At 61.7% G+C, this 18,369-nt stretch carries 19 protein-coding genes; 16 read left to right on the top strand and 3 right to left on the bottom strand.

Annotated elements, in window-relative coordinates; genetic code table 11:
- Positions 1-9: 9 nt before the first annotated feature.
- Positions 10-729 carry a GntR family transcriptional regulator gene (locus RCCGE510_RS26700; protein ID WP_007635238.1) on the bottom strand — a complete coding sequence of 240 codons (720 nt, stop codon included), beginning with the start codon at positions 727-729 and terminating at the stop codon, positions 10-12.
- Between the two features lie 142 nt (positions 730-871).
- Here RCCGE510_RS26700 and araD point away from each other — a divergent pair, with 142 nt between their 5' ends.
- From araD to RCCGE510_RS26640, 12 genes are all read left to right on the top strand, one after another.
- Positions 872-2,608 (top strand): L-arabinonate dehydratase, encoded by a 1,737-nt coding sequence (gene araD, locus RCCGE510_RS26695; protein ID WP_037079775.1) that lies wholly within the window; start codon positions 872-874, stop codon positions 2,606-2,608.
- Between the two features lie 9 nt (positions 2,609-2,617).
- On the top strand, positions 2,618-3,808 hold the full coding sequence (locus RCCGE510_RS26690; RefSeq protein ID WP_007635234.1) for a mandelate racemase/muconate lactonizing enzyme family protein: 1,191 nt from the start codon (positions 2,618-2,620) through the stop codon (positions 3,806-3,808).
- A 22-nt stretch (positions 3,809-3,830) separates the two neighbouring features.
- Entirely contained in the window at positions 3,831-4,541 is a 711-nt protein-coding gene (locus RCCGE510_RS26685) for a ribonuclease activity regulator RraA (RefSeq protein WP_007635232.1), read from the top strand.
- A 65-nt stretch (positions 4,542-4,606) separates the two neighbouring features.
- Positions 4,607-6,124, top strand: a complete 1,518-nt coding sequence (locus RCCGE510_RS26680) for an aldehyde dehydrogenase (NADP(+)) (protein ID WP_007635230.1) — start codon at positions 4,607-4,609, stop codon at positions 6,122-6,124.
- Positions 6,125-6,141: 17 nt separating this feature from the next.
- Entirely contained in the window at positions 6,142-7,047 is a 906-nt protein-coding gene (locus RCCGE510_RS26675) for a 5-dehydro-4-deoxyglucarate dehydratase (protein WP_007635228.1), read from the top strand.
- Between the two features lie 189 nt (positions 7,048-7,236).
- The gene (locus RCCGE510_RS26670; RefSeq protein ID WP_007635226.1) at positions 7,237-8,757 is read left to right on the top strand and encodes an ABC transporter substrate-binding protein; all 1,521 of its coding nucleotides are present in this window, start codon (positions 7,237-7,239) and stop codon (positions 8,755-8,757) included.
- 69 nt (positions 8,758-8,826) lie between these two features.
- On the top strand, positions 8,827-9,888 hold the full coding sequence (locus RCCGE510_RS26665) for an Ldh family oxidoreductase (RefSeq protein ID WP_192815351.1): 1,062 nt from the start codon (positions 8,827-8,829) through the stop codon (positions 9,886-9,888).
- A 116-nt stretch (positions 9,889-10,004) separates the two neighbouring features.
- Entirely contained in the window at positions 10,005-10,295 is a 291-nt protein-coding gene (locus RCCGE510_RS26660) for a hypothetical protein (protein ID WP_007635223.1), read from the top strand.
- Between the two features lie 25 nt (positions 10,296-10,320).
- Positions 10,321-10,728 carry a hypothetical protein gene (locus tag RCCGE510_RS26655; RefSeq protein ID WP_007635222.1) on the top strand — a complete coding sequence of 136 codons (408 nt, stop codon included), beginning with the start codon at positions 10,321-10,323 and terminating at the stop codon, positions 10,726-10,728.
- Between the two features lie 67 nt (positions 10,729-10,795).
- On the top strand, positions 10,796-11,044 hold the full coding sequence (locus tag RCCGE510_RS26650; RefSeq protein ID WP_037079762.1) for a hypothetical protein: 249 nt from the start codon (positions 10,796-10,798) through the stop codon (positions 11,042-11,044).
- Between the two features lie 325 nt (positions 11,045-11,369).
- Positions 11,370-11,600 (top strand): hypothetical protein, encoded by a 231-nt coding sequence (locus tag RCCGE510_RS26645; protein WP_037079980.1) that lies wholly within the window; start codon positions 11,370-11,372, stop codon positions 11,598-11,600.
- Between the two features lie 128 nt (positions 11,601-11,728).
- Positions 11,729-11,992: a hypothetical protein gene (locus RCCGE510_RS26640; RefSeq protein WP_037079977.1), complete on the top strand. Its 264-nt coding sequence runs from the start codon at positions 11,729-11,731 to the stop codon at positions 11,990-11,992.
- Here RCCGE510_RS26640 and RCCGE510_RS26635 read toward each other — a convergent pair.
- On the bottom strand, positions 11,989-13,071 hold the full coding sequence (locus tag RCCGE510_RS26635; protein WP_007635217.1) for a LacI family DNA-binding transcriptional regulator: 1,083 nt from the start codon (positions 13,069-13,071) through the stop codon (positions 11,989-11,991). The genes RCCGE510_RS26640 and RCCGE510_RS26635 overlap by 4 nt on opposite strands.
- Before the next feature lie 178 nt (positions 13,072-13,249).
- On the opposite strand from RCCGE510_RS26635, the gene RCCGE510_RS26630 reads away from it, so the two are divergent.
- From RCCGE510_RS26630 to RCCGE510_RS26615, 4 genes are all read left to right on the top strand, one after another.
- Positions 13,250-14,077, top strand: a complete 828-nt coding sequence (locus RCCGE510_RS26630; RefSeq protein ID WP_007635202.1) for an ABC transporter substrate-binding protein — start codon at positions 13,250-13,252, stop codon at positions 14,075-14,077.
- Between the two features lie 64 nt (positions 14,078-14,141).
- The gene (locus tag RCCGE510_RS36000; protein WP_007635200.1) at positions 14,142-15,677 is read left to right on the top strand and encodes an amino acid ABC transporter permease/ATP-binding protein; all 1,536 of its coding nucleotides are present in this window, start codon (positions 14,142-14,144) and stop codon (positions 15,675-15,677) included.
- An 84-nt stretch (positions 15,678-15,761) separates the two neighbouring features.
- Positions 15,762-16,898, top strand: a complete 1,137-nt coding sequence (locus RCCGE510_RS26620) for an FAD-binding oxidoreductase (RefSeq protein ID WP_007635198.1) — start codon at positions 15,762-15,764, stop codon at positions 16,896-16,898.
- A 114-nt stretch (positions 16,899-17,012) separates the two neighbouring features.
- Positions 17,013-17,519, top strand: coding sequence for a hypothetical protein (locus RCCGE510_RS26615; RefSeq protein ID WP_007635189.1), 507 nt, complete (start codon positions 17,013-17,015; stop codon positions 17,517-17,519).
- 69 nt (positions 17,520-17,588) lie between these two features.
- Here the strand turns inward: RCCGE510_RS26615 and RCCGE510_RS26610 are convergent, their stop codons facing one another.
- Entirely contained in the window at positions 17,589-18,317 is a 729-nt protein-coding gene (locus RCCGE510_RS26610) for an endonuclease/exonuclease/phosphatase family protein (RefSeq protein WP_007635180.1), read from the bottom strand.
- Between the last annotated feature and the right edge of the window lie 52 nt (positions 18,318-18,369).

Genomic DNA, 18,369 nt, shown 5'->3' with positions numbered 1-18,369 from the left:
GCGGCAGGTTCAGACGAAGTAGTCCGGGAATTCCTTCCTGAGGTCTTCGACTTTTGCAACGGTGCGGCTGAGATGCTCGCGGACCGCGTCGACAGCCCCCTGTTCGTCGCGGGCGGCAATCGCGTCGATGATGGCGTGGTGACCGTCGAGGATGCTCATGATCTTGCCCTTTTCGGGCAGGTGCAGACGTCGAATGCGCTCGAGATGGCCGGACCGCTCGCGAACCAGTTGGTGCAGGCTGCTGCGCTTGGCGCCTGCGAACAAGGTCTGGTGGAAGAGTTCGTCGAGTTCCTGGAAGATGGCAATCTGATCGACGTCGTCGGCCACGGCCGACTGCATTTTGATGATCGAGCGGGCGCGTGTGATGACGCTCGGGTCCGGATCCGGATCGGTCGCGAGGCGGCGGCAGACCTCCGATTCCAGCGCGACGCGAAGGAAATGCGCCTCGTAGATTTGCAGGACGTCTATCCTGGTCACCACGGTGCGGGATTGCGGGTAAATCCGAACCAGGCCTTCCTGTTTGAGAAGCTGTAACGCGTCACGAATGGGAGTTTGGCTGACCTCATAGGTCTCCGTAAGCTCACTGCGCGATAGCGTCGTGTCCGGAGGCAGCTGAATGGTGATGATGCGCTTTCGCAGATCATCGTAGACCCGCTGGACGGTGCTGCCGGCCGCGACTGGAAAGCCGGGTGCGGTCAGGCCGAATGTGGAGGCGAACTGAGAATTCATGTGCGGCAAATCCTTTTACACCATTCATAGCTTTGCGTGACCTAATGCACAAGAAAGCAAAGTTGCGGTTGATATATATGGCAAACTAAAATATCAGTTCGAGGAATTCGCAGATCAGCAAGCAAAATGGTGGGAGAAAGCCGTGACCGCGAGGAAAACTTACGAGCAATTGCGGTCGACCCGATGGATGCTGCCGGATGATCAGCGCTCGTTCGGTCACCGGTCGCGGACCATGCAGATGGGATATGCGCCGGAGGACTGGCAGGGAAAGCCGATCATCGCCATCATCAACACCTGGTCCGATGCCCAGCCGTGCCACATGCATTTCCGTGAGCGCGCCGAATGGGTGAAGCGGGGCATCCTTCAGGCGGGCGGGTTTCCCATGGAACTGCCTGCGCTTTCCCTTTCCGAGAACTTCGTCAAGCCGACCACGATGCTCTATCGTAATATGCTGGCGATGGAGACCGAGGAGCTGCTGCGCAGCCATCCTGTCGACGGCGCCGTTCTGATGGGCGGCTGCGACAAGACCACACCGGGCCTTGTGATGGGCGCCGTCAGCATGGGCATTCCCTTCGTTTATCTCCCTGCCGGCCCGATGCTTCGCGGCAATTATGCCGGCAAGACGCTCGGCTCCGGTACCGACGGTTTCAAATACTGGGACGAACGGCGGGCCGGCACGATCACCCAGGAGGAGTGGCAGGGCATCGAAGGCGGAATTGCCCGCAGCTACGGCCATTGCATGACCATGGGCACGGCGTCGACGATGACGGCGATCGCCGAGGCTATGGGATTGACGCTGCCGGGCGCTTCCTCGATCCCGGCAGCCGACGCCAACCACCAGCGCATGTCGGCAGCCTGTGGCCGCCGCATCGTCGAGATGGTGTGGGAGGATCTGACACCGGACCAGATCATCACGCCGGCAGCCGTCGACAATGCCGTGACGGTCGCCATGGCGACCGGCTGCTCCACCAATGCGATCATTCACCTGATTGCCATGGCGCGACGCGCCGGCGTGCCGCTAGAACTCGATGACCTCGATCGTATCGGTCGCACGACGCCGGTTCTTGCCAACATCCGGCCTTCCGGCTCGACCTACCTGATGGAGGATTTCTTCTATGCGGGCGGCCTGCGGGCACTGATGAAGCAGCTCGGCGACAAGCTGGATCCGGCTGCGATCACCGTCACGGGAAAACCCTTGGTGGACGGCCTCGACCAGGTAAAGATCTACAATGACGACGTTATCCGGCCATTGTCGAACCCGGTCTATCACGAAGGTTCGCTGGCAGTGCTCAAGGGGAACCTGTGTCCCGACGGCGCGGTCATAAAACCAGCCGCTTGCGACCCGAAATTTCACCGTCATCGCGGCCCGGCGCTGGTCGCCGACAGTTATGCGGAAATGAAGAAGATCATCGACGATCCCGATTATCCACTGACCCCGGACACTGTGCTCGTGCTGCGCAATGCCGGCCCGCAGGGTGGGCCTGGCATGCCGGAATGGGGCATGATCCCGATGCCGAAGGCGCTGTTGAAGCTCGGCCTGCGCGACATGGTGCGCATCTCGGACGCGCGCATGTCCGGAACCAGTTTCGGCGCCTGCGTGCTGCACGCCGCGCCGGAATCTTATGTCGGCGGGCCTCTTGCATTCCTGAGTACCGGAGACATGGTCGAGCTCGACATTCCGGCACGCAGCCTCAACATGCTGGTTTCCGAAGAGGAGATCGCAGCGCGGCGTGCCGCCTGGGTGGCGCCGACAAGGCACTACGAGCGCGGTTATGGATTTATGTTCTCCAAGCATATCGAGCAGGCCGACAAAGGCTGCGATTTCGACTTCCTGACGACGGAATTCGGTGGCAAGACTCCGGAACCGGCTATCAACTGAGGCGCCACGATGTTTGATCCCAATCGACGCTCGATCCCCGCTCAACCGCCCAAGGCTGGCTTCGCCGCCGGCCCGTCCAAGCTGGACGCCATCCGATCAGTCACCCTGTCGCTCGCCTATCTGCCGTTGGCGCGGCCGATCAGCGATGCCAAGGTGTTGACGGGCCGGCAGAAGCCGCTGACGGAAGTGGCGTTTCTGTTTTGCGAGATCGTCTCCGAGGCGGGCCATCGCGGACTTGGCTTCAGTTATTCGAAGCGGGCAGGCGGCCCCGCTCTCTATGCCCATGCCTGCGAGATTGCCGACAACCTGATAGGCGAAGATCCGAACGATACCGCGCGGATCTGGGACAAGCTCTGCTGGGCCGGAGCCTCGGTCGGCCGCTCCGGCATCGCAACGCAGGCGATTGCCGCGATCGACATCTGCCTTTGGGATATGAAGGCGAAACGCGCCGGCCTGCCGCTTGCGAAACTGCTGGGTGCCCATCGTGACAGTGTCGCCTGCTACAACACCTCCGGCGGCTTCCTGTCGTCGAGCGTCGAAGAAATCCGCGATGCCATCGATCACTCGATCGCCGCCGGTATCGGCGGCATCAAGATCAAGGTTGGGCAGCCGGACCCGATGGTCGACCTGCGCCGGCTCGATGCCGTGACCAGCCATATCGATGGCCGCGTGCCGCTGATGGTCGATGCGAACCAGCAATGGGACCGCACGACGGCGTTGCGCTTCGGCCGACTGGTCGAGCCACTCAATCTCGAATGGATCGAAGAGCCGCTCGATGCCTATGACGCCGAGGGCCATGCGGCACTGGCGCGCGAACTCGCCACGCCGATCGCCACCGGCGAGATGCTGGCAAGCGCTGAGGAGCACATGGCTTTGATCCGTGCCGATGCGGTCGATTTCATTCAGCCGGATGCGCCGCGTGTCGGCGGCATCACGCCCTTTCTGCGCATCTGCACGCAGGCAGAGGCGAAACGCATGCGCCTGGCGCCGCATTTCGCCATGGAAATCCATCTGCACCTGGCGGCTGCCTATGCGCACGAGCCGTGGGTAGAACATTTCGATTGGCTGGCGCCGCTGTTTAACGAGCAGCTCGACATCAAGGACGGCCGGATGATCGTGCCCGCACGTCCGGGGCTTGGTTGCAGCCTGACGGGCAAAGCCCGTGACTGGACCGTGGAAACGCGCAGTTTCGGCGGCTGATTTAGAACGAGGAGAAGGAAATATGAACCCCGCAACCCGTGAAAAGCTGATGGGTGTCTCCGTCGCGACGCTCTGCTCGGCGCTGTTCAAGCGTGGCCTGAGGAATCAGACAGTCCAGGATGTCCGGCCCGTGCAGCCCAAGGGCCGCAATATGGTGGGGCCGGCCTTCACGCTGCGTTATATGCCGGCGCGCGAGGACCGCAACGCGATGAATGTTTTTCGCAACCCGAAACATCCCCAGCGGCTTGCCATCGAGACGTGTCCCGACGGCCATGTTCTGGTGATGGACAGCCGCAAGGATGCGCGCGCAGCCTCCGCCGGCGACATTCTGATTACCCGTCTGATGATGCGCGGCGGCGCCGGCGTCGTCACCGACGGTGGCTTCCGCGACGCCGTGACCATCGGCGGCCTTGATATTCCCGCCTATCATCATCGTCCCTCCAGCCCGACCAACCTCACGCTCCACGAGGCGATCGACATCAACGTGCCGATCGGCTGTGGCGATGTGGCGGTGTTCCCGGGCGACATCATGGTTGGCGACGACGACAGCGTAATCGTCATCCCGGCAGAGATCGCCGACGAGATCGCCGACGAAGCTGTGGAGATGACGGCTTACGAGGATTTCGTCACCGAGCGCGTCAAGCAAGGACATACGATCATTGGCCTTTATCCGGCCACCGACGAAAGCAATCTAACGCTCTTTGCCGAATGGCGGAAGGTGAATGGCCGCTAAGGCGGTGTACTGAATAACGGATCACCGCATCAGGACGGAGCGAGGCTCCGCCGAGGAGGATAACAATGAGCTGGACCCCTTCAGGCAGGCATTTCATCGCCGGCGAATGGACCGTAGGAGAGACGACATTTCGCTCCGAACCGGCGCACGGGCCGGCACATGACTTCGCCGTCGGCACGACGGAACTGGTCGACCGTGCCTGCCGGGCTGCCGAAGCTGCTTTTGCCGCGTTTTCAGCAAAGACGCGTGAGGAGCGCGCGATTTTCCTCGAGACGCTCGCCGAGGAGATCGATAGGCGCGGCGAGGCCGTCACCCTCATCGGAACTGAGGAAACCGGGCTCCCCGAGGGCAGGCTCAATGGCGAGCGCGCCCGCACCACCGGCCAGCTCAAGCTGTTTGCCGAGCATATCCGCAAGGGCGCGCATCTTGATGCCCGTATCGATGCGGCGCAGCCCGATCGGCAGCCGGCGCCGCGGCCGGAGATCCGTCTGGTGCAGCGGCCGATCGGCCCGGTCGCCGTCTTCGGCGCCTCGAATTTTCCATTGGCATTCTCGACGGCCGGCGGCGATACGGCTGCCGCGCTTGCTGCCGGCTGCCCGGTCGTGGTGAAGGGACATTCAGCCCATCCCGGCACAGGTGAGATCATTGCCGAGGCCATCGCAGCGGCTATCGAACGCACAGGAATGCCGGCCGGCGTCTTCAGCCTGATCCAGGGCGGGCGCCGTGATGTCGGAACAGCTCTGGTGACGCATCCGGCTATCAAGGCTGTCGGCTTTACCGGATCGCTCGTCGGCGGTCGTGCACTCTTCGACCTTTGTGCCCAGCGTCCTGAACCGATCCCGTTTTTCGGGGAACTCGGCAGCGTCAATCCGATGTTCCTGCTGCCGGCCGCGACCGCTGCCCGGGCGGAGGCGATCGGTTCCGGCTGGGCCGGCTCATTGACGCTTGGCGCCGGCCAGTTCTGCACCAAACCCGGTATTGCCGTCGTCGTCGACGGGCCGGAGGCCGACAGGTTCACCGGTGCTGCGAAATCGGCTCTCGAAAAGGTGGCGGCGCAGACGATGCTGACCAACGGCATCGCCACTGCCTATCACGATGGTGTCGACCGCATGCGGGCAAGCAATGCAGTCGCACCGGTTCTTTCTGTAAAAAGCGATGGCCGGGACGCTGCCCCGAACCTGTTCGAAACCAATGGCTCGGCCTGGCTTGCCGATCATTCGCTCAGCGAAGAGGTGTTCGGTTCTCTCGGCCTCGTGGTGCGCGTCGGCTCGCCGGAAGAGATGCCCAGCCTTGCCGAAAGCTTCCAGGGACAGCTGACCGCGACGATCCATATGGACGACGCCGATCTTGGCTTGGCTCGCGACCTGCTGCCGATCCTCGAAAGGAAAGCGGGCAGATTGCTGGTCAATGGCTTCCCAACCGGCGTCGAGGTTGTCGATTCCATGGTGCATGGCGGACCCTATCCGGCCTCGACCAATTTCGGCGCGACCAGCGTCGGGACCATGTCGATCCGCAGGTTTCTGCGTCCTGTCGCCTACCAGAATTTTCCCGCCGGCCTGTTGCCCGAAGACCTGCGCAACTGAAATCGAGGAGCAGTAAATTGATCGCCCCGACGGAACTTCGCGAGATCATTCGCAACGGCCTGCTGTCCTTTCCCGTCACCCCGTTCGATGCCGATGACCGCTTTGCCGCCGGGCCGTTTTCAGCCCATCTGGAATGGCTGTCATCCTACCCGGTTGCCGGCCTGATCGTTGCCGGCGGCACTGGTGAACTGTTCTCGCTAACGCCGGGCGAGGTGGTCGAGGTGGTGAAGGCCGCCCGCGCCGTGTCCGGTGACGCGCCGGTCATTGCCGGATGCGGCTACGGCACGCGCATTGCCTGCGACATGGCCCGCGAGATCGAAGCGGCAGGGGGCGACGGCATTCTTCTGCTGCCGCATTACCTGACCGAGGCGCCGGCGGATGGGATCGCTGCGCGGGTACGGGCCGTGTGCAAGGCGACCAATATGGGCGTCATCGTTTATAATCGCGGCCAGGCGCGGGTTTCGGCCGAGCAGTTGGCCCAGCTTGCCGACGAATGCCCGAATCTGATCGGTTTCAAGGATGGGACCGGCGATATCGATACGGTGCGCCGTGTCACCATCGCGCTCGGTGACCGCCTTTCCTATATCGGCGGGATGCCGACGCATGAATTGTTTGCCCAGGCCTATCGCGGCGCCGGCATGCCGACATACTCCTCGGCCGTCTTCAACTTCGTCCCCGAAACGGCACTGAAATTTCACAAGGCATTTCTGGCCGGCGACGACGCAGCCTGTGAACAGATGCTGCGCGATTTCTACTATCCCTTTGCCCGCATTCGCGATCGCAAAGCCGGTTATGCGGTATCCGCCGTCAAGGCAGGCGTGCGGTTGCGCGGTTTCGAGGCGGGGCCAGTGCGTGCGCCGCTGACCGATCTCACCGAGGAGGAAGTCGAGATGATGCGCGAGCTGATGGCTTCGGCCGGGTAAGATCCGAGCATCGTGGATAGCGCGAAGGCTCGAGCGGCGAGCCCGCGCTTGATCGCCGATCTCAACTGGTATATTAGTGCGTTTGTGTATTAGAGTCGCGCTCGCAAGAGGAGGCGAGGGCCGGGATCGTCGGAAATAAGACGAAAATTCGCTGCAAGGAGCGCCAACGGCGCATGGGAGGAGAACGAAATGAAACTGCACCTGGTAGCAGCCTGCTTTTCAACCACGATGATGGCGCTGAGTGCTGCCTCGGCTCACGCTGAGGACGCCAAGAGCAACGTAACCGTCGTGCTTGCCGAAACCGTCGATGTCGTCGAACCCTGCATGGCCGCGCGCCAGGACGTCGGCCGGGTCATTTCTGAAAACGTCAACGAAATGCTGGTCGAATTCGACTACGTCAATGGCGGCCTGAAACCGCGCCTGGCGACGGAATGGTCGAAGATCGATGACGACACCTGGGAGTTCAAGCTGCGCCCGAATGTCAAATGGCACGACGGCAAGCCGTTTACCGCCAAGGACGTCCAGTTCACGATCGAGCGCAACAAGAATAAGAAACTCAGCTGTGAAACCGGCGGCAAATATTTCGGCGGCACTGAGTTCAGCTTCGAGACGCCAGATGCCAACACGATCCGCATTACGACAGAACCGGCGCAGCCGATTCTTCCGCTGCTGATGACGGTGATGGCCGTGGAACCCGCCGAAGCGACACCCGCCGATGAATTCACCCGCAAGCCGATTGGCACCGGCCCCTATACGTTCGACAAGTGGGAGGTCGGCCAGTCGATCGTGCTGAAGCGCAATCCGGACTATTGGGGGGAGAAACCGCACGTGGAACAGGCGACCTATCTGTTCCGTTCCGACAGCGCGGTGGCAGCCGCCATGGTCGATGCCGGCGAAGCCGATATCGTTCCGGCCGTGTCGGTGCAGGATGCCACCAACAAGGAAACCGATTTCGCCTATCCGAATTCGGAGACGACATCGCTGCGCATCGATACGCGTGCAGCGCCGCTCAACGACCGGCGCATACGCGAAGCCATGAACCTCGCCATCGATCGGCAGGCAATGCTCGGAACGCTGTTCCCCGAACAGGCAAAGATCGCCACACAGCTCGTGGTGCCGACGACGATCGGCTACAATGCCGATATTCCCGCCTGGCCTTATGATCCGGAAAAAGCCAAAGAGCTTGTCAAGGCGGCGAAAGCTGATGGCGTGCCGGTCGATCAGCAGATCCGCATCATCGGTCGCAATGGGCAATACCCCAACGCCACGGAGGCGATGGAAGCGATGATGGCCATGCTTCAGGAGGTCGGCTTGAACGTAAAGCTCGACATGTATGACGTTTCCGTGTGGAACGGCTACTTCGTTGCACCTTTCGTCGCCGATTCCGGTCCGACGCTGACGCAGTCGCAGCACGATAATGCGACCGGCGATCCCGTCTTCACCGCTTTCGTGAAATACGCGACCGACGGCTCCCACTCTATGGTTCGGGATCCCGCGGTCGACGCCCTCATCGCTAAGGCAACCTCAGCCACCGGCGACGAGCGCACGAAACTCTGGAAGGAGCTTTTCGCCAAGGTAAACACCGAGATCATCGCTGATATCCCGATGTTCCACATGGTCGGGTTCACCCGCGTTTCGCCGCGTCTCGACTTCAAGCCGACGATCGCGACGAATTCCGAACTGCAGCTGTCGCAGATCCGCTTCAAGTAAGCTGGTGTGCGGACTGAAGCGCGGGCCGCCTTTTTGGAGATGGCCCGCGCTTCCGAACATGACGGATGGATGCCTATGCCTCTGATTGACCGCATTGCCCTCACCCAATTCGCCGAACAGATATTGACCCGTGCCGGGATGGAGCCGGACAAGGCTGAAACGACAGCCGCCGTGCTGGTGGAAGGCGACATGATCGGCCACGAAACGCATGGCGTCAGCCTCCTGAACTGGTATGTCGAAGCGTTGGAAGACGGTTCGCTGGCGAAGTCGGGTAGCTATGAGGTGGTCAATGACCGCGGCGCAGCCTTTGTGTGGGACGGCAAATCTCTCCCCGGGGCATGGCTGCTGACCAAGGCGCTCGACCAGGCCTGCGAACGCGTACGCGATCATGGCGTCGTCACCGCGGCAATCCGCAACTGCCATCATACCTGCGCTCTTTCAGCCTTCATGCGGCAGGTTACCGAACGGGGCCTCATCGTTCAGCTGTCGGTATCGCATCCCGCGGCAAGCCGGGTCGCGCCCTATGGCGGCACAAAGCCGCTCCTGACCCCCAACCCGATGGCGGCCGGTTTTCCGACATCCGAGGATCCGATTCTCATCGACGTCTCCGCCTCGATCACCACCACGACCATGACGCAAAACCTGGCGAAGGCCGGCAAGAAATTCCCCGAGGCCTGGGCTTTCACCGCCGCAGGCGAGCCGACCGACGATCCGCGCGAGGTAACCGAACGCGGCGGCACGATGATGCCGCTGGGCGGCCAGCGGAAAGGGCATAAGGGCTTTGGGCTCGGACTGATCGTCGAATTGCTGGGGCAGGGGCTTTCCGGCAAGGGACGGGCCAACGCGCCGCCTGGTGTGTTTTCGCAAAGCGCATTTATTCAGATCATCGACCCTGCCTTTTTCGCCGGGCTGGATGCCTTCACGTTGCAATCCGATTTTCTCGCCGCTGCATGCCGCAGCAACCCATCCGCGCCTTGGAACAATGGCCCGGTCCGCATGCCGGGTGACAGCGCAGCAAGAAGGCGCCGAGCGGCGTTGGAAGAGGGCGTGCCGGTCGGCGATGTTCCTTGGGAGAAGCTCTGTAAATATGCCGAGCTCCTTGGCCTGCCTATTCCTAACGTCGCCGCCTGAGGGATACCTCTGGGACTGTCCTTGCGAGGCCTCCAGCCGAAATTTGGAACAATCTCTCTCGTCTCTTGTTACATCGGCGATGTGATGGCGAAAAGGCAGGAACAGCTGGAGGTTCCATGAAGCGGAGCATAGGGTTTGGGCTGGTCTTTGCCGTTATGCTAACGGGCTGCACGACCGGTGCAGGAGATTACGCGTCGGCGGGACTGGCCCCCATTCCCGGCAGCATCACCTATCATGGTCAGCCTCGCACCAAGCTGACGAAATCGCCCGTAGGTTCTTCTTTCCCGCACAGCTTTACAGATCAATGGGGACGCCAGGTTGAGGAGATTTACATCATCCGGCCTGACCGGAGCTTGCTGATTGCAGAGCGCCACTATCGGCCGGTCTTCGCGCTGGACGACGACTAATCCGCACTGGGAAGGAGAATTGATCATGCCGCGACGCAAGAGCAATGAGACGGCGACCCTCGACACCAAAGGAGCCAAGATCGGCGAACCGGTGCCGAAAGCCATCATCGATATGAAGACTGCCTCCGTTGGCATTCCACCGCAGCCTGATCAGGAGCTGCGCGAAGAATTGAGCGCGCTGCGACAGCAAATCGACGTGCTGCAGCAGCAGCTCTTCGATGGCGCCCGATCGTTAAAGGGAGGTGCCCGGAAAGCAATTCGTCAGACGGAGGCGGCTGTGAAGCTCTATCCGGCCTCGACGTTGCTCTTCGTTGCGGCCGTTGCGGGGGCGTTGGCCTTCGCTGGACGCCGCGCATCTTTACCACGCCATCGCCATCAATCGGCGCTGCGCGAATTTAGGGATCTCTACGACACGATCCGCGAGCGCATCTGACAAGATTTCAGGATTGTCAGCATTGCGATTATGCCCGACACTTGCTCATCGAAGCGAGGGCAACTGCATGCTCGACATCATTATACGGAGCGCTCTTGATATCGTTCAGCGTACTGAGCGCCTGATCGAGACAAGCAAGCAGTTGCTGAACAGTGAAGACCTTGACGAAGTCGATGTGTATGAGCTCGATTGCGAGATCGAACGGCTGGGGGATGCGGTTTTCGTCATAGACGAAGCCATTCGGGCACTTGCACGTACCGTCGACTGCTGGCCGCAGGCCGCCCGAGCCTACGGCATGCATAGGACAGTGCATTGATGGGATGTGCTGTCGCTGCCTAGACTAGGGGGAGGTGACAATTTACGGACCCCGTTCCAGACGGGTTTTCGAGCCGTGATGTGCGTGTCACGCCGATGTCACGCGACCATGGAAACAATATGTGGTTGATCGGTGTGGTTGGGATGAGGCCCGGGTCTCAGACCTAGCGACGGTCGTCTGATGGCCGGAACCGGCCGCTCTGTTGTTTGATCAATTTTTGAGCGCATTGGAGACACTCGATGAGGGATGTGCTGCCGACTATCACGCGTGTCCTGAGCCGTGGACGGCCGGGACAATCCTGTTTTTGTTCCGATGGGGCATCACGATGACCTCGAAGACCTCCAGGCGAAAATCTCAGCCCCACCAATTCATCTTTCAGGTTCACACACGCACGATCGCAGAGATCAGATATGACAGCGTCAGCCAAGTCATGACCGTGGTCTATCACGACGGCCGTTCGACGACGACGACTGGCATACAGGGCCCGGCGATGCTGAGGATCCTCGCCCAGCGTCCGCTGGAGCGCTCTCCGTTCCTGTTGCAGACGGTCATCTGACGCGGAAAAACCGTCGCCGCCTCTGCGCCGCGTGGACAAGACATTCGCTGGTTAAATCGGCATGATCTTGCATCCATTTCCCGCTGGCTGCGTTCATCTCCAACAGCCAACCCACGGAGGGAATGCAGATGAACTTTCCGCCCCCGATAACGGAAGCTCCCGCGCAACGCTTCGAACAGGCGACCGATGCTGCACGCGAAGCATTGGAAAGACTGATTGCAGCCGCCAATGAAGCGGGCTGGGCAACCGGAGAGATAGCCGCGGCGCTTCTTAAGGCCGCGCAGTTTCTGAGCGAAGCCAACAAGAAAGATCCCGATCCAGCCGACGACCCTGCCATCAGCGATGCTTCCGCCAGGCAAGAGCAGATTGGCCACGGAGAGCTCTACGATTAACCCGGTTCTTCCCGACTGATCCTCGCTACGGAGCCGCGCACAACGAGGCTTGTGGTGACGCGCAGACGTTCGACGGCAAGCGGGGTCCGTTCGATACGGGCGACGAGCCGTTCGCCGGCAAGCTTGCCCATCTCGTAGACGCGCTGGTCGACGATGGTGATCGGTGGAATGGTGACGCTGGTCCAGTCGGCGTCGAGAAATGAAATCATTGAGATATCCTGAGGGATCGACAGGCCGAGCGATTGCAGCGATTTGAAAATGCGCAGGCCCACGAGGCTGTCCGATGCCAACAGCGCCGTCGGCGGCGATGTTTCCGAGAGCAGCCGTTTCATCACTGCGTCTGTCTGTTGCTGGTTCGTGGCGCCGAGCCGGATATAATGAAGAGGGTCCGGCAAACCCGCCTCGGTCACAACGCTGACGAAGCCTTCCATGCGTTCGCGTACGGCGGAATTTGTTATCCGCCCGAGATCGGTGAGCCCGACGTCCTCGGCCTCCATGGCGGAGACGTAGGCGAGGCGGTGATGTCCTTGGCCGACCAGGTGCCGGGTCGCGCTGATTGCCGCATCCCGGTCATCCCCGGTCACGGCGTCGACATCCAGCTCCGGGATGGCCCTGTCGAACAGAACCAATGGCACGCCTGCGCGGCGGACGCGCTGCAGGTGATCTGGGCGATCGCAGCGAGCCGGCGTGACGATCAGACCATCGACGCGTTTGCCGATCAGGAGGTCGACCGCCGATTTTTCCGCATCGAGCTGTTCGCCAGAATTGGCGATGATGACGTTGAAGCCCGCAAGCCGGGCTGCATCGGTGATTCCGCGCACCGCCAGGCTGAAGAAAGCATTCTCTATGTCGCCGACCACGACGCCGATAATGCCGGAGCGTCCGGTGCTCATGCTTCGCGCGAGTTCGTTCGGGCGGTATTCGAGTGCGGCCGCCGCCGCCATCACCCGGTCCTTGATCTTGTCGCTGACGACGCCATAGCCGCCGAGCACGCGGGCTGCCGTCGCCTTCGAGACCCTTGCTGCCTTTGCGACGTCGGCAACCGTGACTGAACGTTTCTGGGCAGCGGAATCTTCCATGGGGCAGCACTACAAGAGTTGTTGACGACCGGTCAATTGACAGATATCAAATATACCGTGAGACCGGTCTCTTTATATGGAAGACCGGTCTCCTGTCCAGAAATCTTCGCCGCATAGGCGACGAGACCGGATGGTAACGAATGCCGAAAAGAGCATCCCTTCAGAGCGGAGAACGAACATGAGACCATTTGAATCAGTCGCGGCCGTCGCGGCTCCACTACGGGCCGGCCTTCTGACCTGCCTTCTGGCGATCGGCGCCGGCTCTGCGGTCGCGGCCGAAAATCCCTATAACCTCATCGAGCCCGGGACGATTAGCGTCGGCACGATGGGCGATGCCAAGCCCTATACGTTTGCGACGGCGGACGGCCAGTTCACCGGTTTCGATATCGAGCTGTTTCTCAACGTCGTCTCCCGCCTTGGCATTCCGAAAGACAAGGTTACGTTCACGGGCCAGGAATTCTCCGCACTGCTGCCGTCGGTGGCAAACGAACGGTTCGATGTTGCCGTTGCTGCGATCGGAACCACCGAAGCCCGCAAGAAGACCGTCGACTTCTCCGACGGCTATCTTGCCGGTTATCTCTCGGTCTTGACTGCGGATGCCGGCATCAAGGACTCCGTTGGCCTCAAGGGCAAGCGTCTCGGCGTCGTGCAGGGGACCTTGCAGGAAGTCTATGCGGCCAAGAATTTCGGTGAGACAGATCTCGTGAAATTCCCTGACAACAATTCGGCCGTCGCCGCCCTCAACAACGGCACGGTCGATGCGCATTTTCTCGACTATGAGGCCGCCAAACAATATGGCGAGCGCTACCCCGCGCTGAAGGTTGCGGTCAACATCCCGTCCTTCGATGCGCCGGCGGGTTTCGTGATCAGGAAGGGAAACGATGCCTTCCGCACGGCGTTGAACACAGCGCTTCACGATGCGATGCAGGACGGCACCTGGAAGACCCTCTACGAAAAATGGTTCCCTGGCTCGCCGATGCCGGACCAGTATCTTCCCAAGAAGTAGGACCGCGGGCCGTCCGCTTCGGCGGGCGGTTTCATGCCCGGCACGGGCTTCGATGGGGATCTCGATGAACTGGCTTGAAAATCTGCGCCGCAGCTTCCTGGATTGGGAGGCCATGGCCGAAGTGCTGCCGAGCATGATCAGCGTCGGCCTGAAGAATACCCTGATCCTGGCCGCCGCCTCGACCGTGCTCGGTGTTGGCATCGGCATGGCTCTTGCGGTGATGGGCATCTCGCAGTCCCGCTGGCTGCGGCTGCCCGCGCGCATCTATACCGATATTTTCCGCGGGTTGCCGGCGATCGTCACCATCCTGATCATCGGTCAGGGTTTTGCCAGGATCGGACGGGAGATCTTCGGTCCGTCACCATTCCCGCTCGGCATCCTGGCCCTCAGCCTGATCGCCGGTGCCTATATCGGCGAAATCTTCCGATCCGGCATCCAGAGCGTCGAGCGCGGCCAGATGGAGGCGTGCCGAGCGCTCAGCATGAGCTACGGGCAGGGCATGCGCTTGATCGTCATCCCGCAAGGTATTCGGCGCGTTCTGCCGGCGCTGGTCAATCAATTCATCGGAAACGTCAAGGATTCCAGCCTCGTCTATTTCCTGGGGTTGCTCGCCTCCGAGCGGGAGATCTTCCGCGTCGGGCAGGATCAAGCTGTCGTAACGGGCAATCTGTCGCCTTTGTTGCTGGCCGGCGTCTTCTATCTCGTCATCACCGTGCCGCTCACCCACCTGGTCAATTACATCGATGCGAGACTGCGCCTGGGAAAACAAGGCCGCGGCTCGGGTGTTGCGAGTGGATTGGTCGAGGTGAGCGAAATGCACGCCGCCGGTCCGCAACCCGCGGCAAAATCCGGCGAGGAGACCGAACCGCGTTTCAAGGGCGGTGCCCTGTACGTCCGGGATCTCACCATGGCCTATGGCGATCTCGATGTGCTGAAGGGCGTCGATCTCGACATCGCCGCCGGTACCGTCACCTGCATCATCGGCCCCTCCGGCTCCGGCAAATCGACGCTGCTGCGCTGTATGAACAGGCTGGTGGAACCGAAAGGCGGCGACATCCTGCTCGACGGCGACAGCATTCTGCCCATGAAACCGGAGCGGTTGCGCCGGCGCGTGGGCATGGTGTTCCAGCACTTCAACCTGTTTCCCGATCATACCGCGCTTGAGAACGTCATGCTTTCACTGACGAAGATCAAGAAGATGTCGAGCCAAGAGGCGCGACGCATCGCCGAGGCGCGTTTGGCCGAGGTCGGTCTTGCCGAGCGCAGGGATCATCGCCCGGCAAGTCTATCGGGCGGGCAGCAGCAGCGCGTCGCCATCGCGCGTGCTCTCGCCATGGATCCGGAGCTGATCCTGTTCGACGAAGTGACGAGTGCGCTGGATCCCGAACTGGTCAAGGGCGTTCTCGACCTGATGGCGGCCCTCGGCCGCCAGGGCATGACGATGGCCGTCGTGACGCATGAGATGGGATTCGCGCGCAGGGTTGCCGACCAGGTCGTCTTCATGGATGAGGGCCGCATCGTCGAGGCCGGCTGCCCGCAGCAGATCTTCGACAATCCCAAAAGCGAGCGGCTGAAGCGCTTCCTTGCGGAAGTCCTCTAGCCCCTGATGCGAGACATGCCGTCGCCGGCTCTCACGACGGATGCATGGAGTTCGTTCGACATAGCAGGAAACAAGGTTATCGACATGAATGCTTCCCCAAAACCTTCGAAGGTCGTCGTCATCGGTGGCGGAATATTCGGCGTCTCGACGGCTGTCCATCTCGCTCGCCTCGGCATTGCCACCTTGCTCGTCAGCGACGGGCCGCTTGCCAATGGCGCCTCCGGTCGTTCGCTCGCCTGGCTCAATTCGGCCCGGAAACGCTCCGATGCCTATCACCGGCTGCGCCTCGCCGGCATCGACCGTTATCGCACCCTCGCTGCCCGGCATCCGGATGCGCCCTGGCTGCGCTTCGATGGCGGCCTGACCTGGGATGCCGATGACGCCGGCAATGAGATCGCCGAGGTCTTCGACTTTGAGCGCGATCTCGGCTATCACGCGCGATGGCTGGCCCAGGAAAACATTGCCGGCGCGACGCCCGGTGTCGACGCCGGTGCGGTGACGCCGCAGGGCGCGATCTTCAATCCCGGCGAAGGCTGGGTCGATCTTCCCTCCCTGATCGGCCTTCTGGCGCAGGAATTCCGTTCGCTCGGCGGCGAGGTCGTGACGGACGCCGGGCGCGCGACGATTGATGTCGAAGGTGCCCGCGTCTGTGGCGTCAGCACGGCGGACGGCAGGCACTGGGACGCGGAGTCTGTGCTGCTTGCCGCGGGCGCCGCCGTTCCGGCGATCGTCGCCGAAGCCGGCCAGCATATCGACGATGCAACGCCAGTCGCGCTTCTCGTCAGGACCAAGCCGATCCGCCATTCGCTGAAGGCCGTGCTCAACACCCCCCGCGTCGCCATCCGGCCCATGCCGAATGGCGGCTTCGCCCTCGATGCCGCCTGGTCTGAGGAAGAGGTCGGAGTGAAGCCGGACGGCGGCTATGAAGTCAGACAATCGACGCTGGACGGGCTGCTGCGCGAAGCGTCGAAAGTTCTCGACGGCAATCCGACGCTCGAGATCGATGATTATGGGGTCGGCCCAAAGCCCATTCCGGGCGACGGCGAGCCGGTCTTCGGCGAACTGCCGTCGATCTGGGGCTACTTCGTCGCCTTCAGCCATAGTGGCGCCACCCTCGGCCTGATCGCCGGTGAACTGCTGGCGGACGAGATCGCCACCGGACGCCGCCATTCGCTGCTGGCGGAGTTTCGGCCCGAACGTTTCAACGCGTCGCGACGATGACGGGCGTGGAAGGATCGGAAGTCCGACGGCAGCCGTTGCGAACCGCGAGCGGCGGCCGATGCATCCTTCTGAGCCGTCGAGCGTTCTATCGCCAGGAACAACTGGAGATCCATCATGTTCAAGGACGAACTCGGGGACATCGGCACAAACATGAATAGGCGCGGCAGTGCCGGCACCGCACCGGCTGCTTTCGACGACGCAAACGCCAATCCCGATCTCATCAGGCGTGAGGGCTTTGCGAGCGAGGCCGAATATCGGGCTTATATTGCGACGCTCGGTGGTCACGCTCCGGTTGGAGGCACCATCGAGGACCCTCTGCTGGTCTCCGATGATCATGCCCTGGAAGGTCGTCTGCGAGAGCTGAGAGAAGAACTTGAAAGCCTCCGCGCCCGCCTTCAGGTGATCCAACATCAGGCCGCGACCGTCGTTGCGGAGAACGTCCGCTGGGCCGATGCAAGCGCCCACGCGCAGCTTGGCAATCAGCCCTGGCTCAAGCTGGCCGGCGCAATGGCGGCAACATTCATCGTCACCAGAGGCATCAGGCGACTGCCTCTCGGAACCGTGTCGACGACGGCACTGCCGTTGGTCGCGGCCGCGATGAAGCGGAAGTCCGCCAGGTGATCAACATCATCCTGTAACGAGGACCTCGGGCACGGCCACTTCTGCTTCAATTGCTCTCTCGGCGTCCGGTTAGGCGAAAGTAATTTCCGCAAGGAGAGGCAGGTGATCGGAGGCGACCCTCGTCAGGCGGTTGTCCAGGACCGTCGCCTGTTTGACGATGAGATCGTCGGAAACGAAAATGTGGTCTAGGCGCATCAGCGGGTAGCGGGAGGGGTAGGTCGCTCTTGGCCTCGCCTTGCCTGCGCGCTGGGCATCCTTCAATGACCGCGTGGCAAGTCGGTAAGTCGCCGATGCCGGAATGGCGTTGAAATCGCCGCAAAGGATGGTGGGAAGAGGCTCGTCCCCTTTCCCGCGCAGCCAGCCCGAGTTCAATAGCGTCGTCATCTGCCGCATGCGCTCGCGGCCGCGAAGGCCAAGATGGGTGTTGACGACCAGCATTTTTCTGTCGCCGACCAGTATTTCGACGGAAAGGGCGCCGCGCTGTTCGCCGATGGATGGCAGCGGGCCGGCCTTGACCGCGCCAGTCGGCAGCGCCGTGATGATAGCATCGCCATATTGCTCTTCGGCAATAGACAGTGCCGGATGAAAATGGGCCTGCATCTCCAGAAGCGACGCGATCGTATGGGCTTGATCGATGCCGCCGGTCCTGCGCCTGAGGACATCGACCTCCTGAAGAGCGATGATGTCGGCTCCCGCCGCGGCGATGACCGAAGCGATGCGTCCGGGATCGAGCTTGCGGTCGTTGCCGACACAGCTGTGCACGTTGTAGGTCAGGAGTTTGATCGTTTTTTCCGACATGGGCCTGCTGAAGCTTGTCCCTTGGGGACATGGATCTCGTTCGCGGGGGGAA

Origin of the sequence: Rhizobium sp. CCGE 510 (assembly GCF_000292525.1) — a bacterium.
GTDB lineage: Bacteria > Pseudomonadota > Alphaproteobacteria > Rhizobiales > Rhizobiaceae > Rhizobium.
The sequence above is the reverse complement of the archived record's forward strand: the minus strand, read 5'-3'. Positions and strand labels throughout refer to the sequence as shown.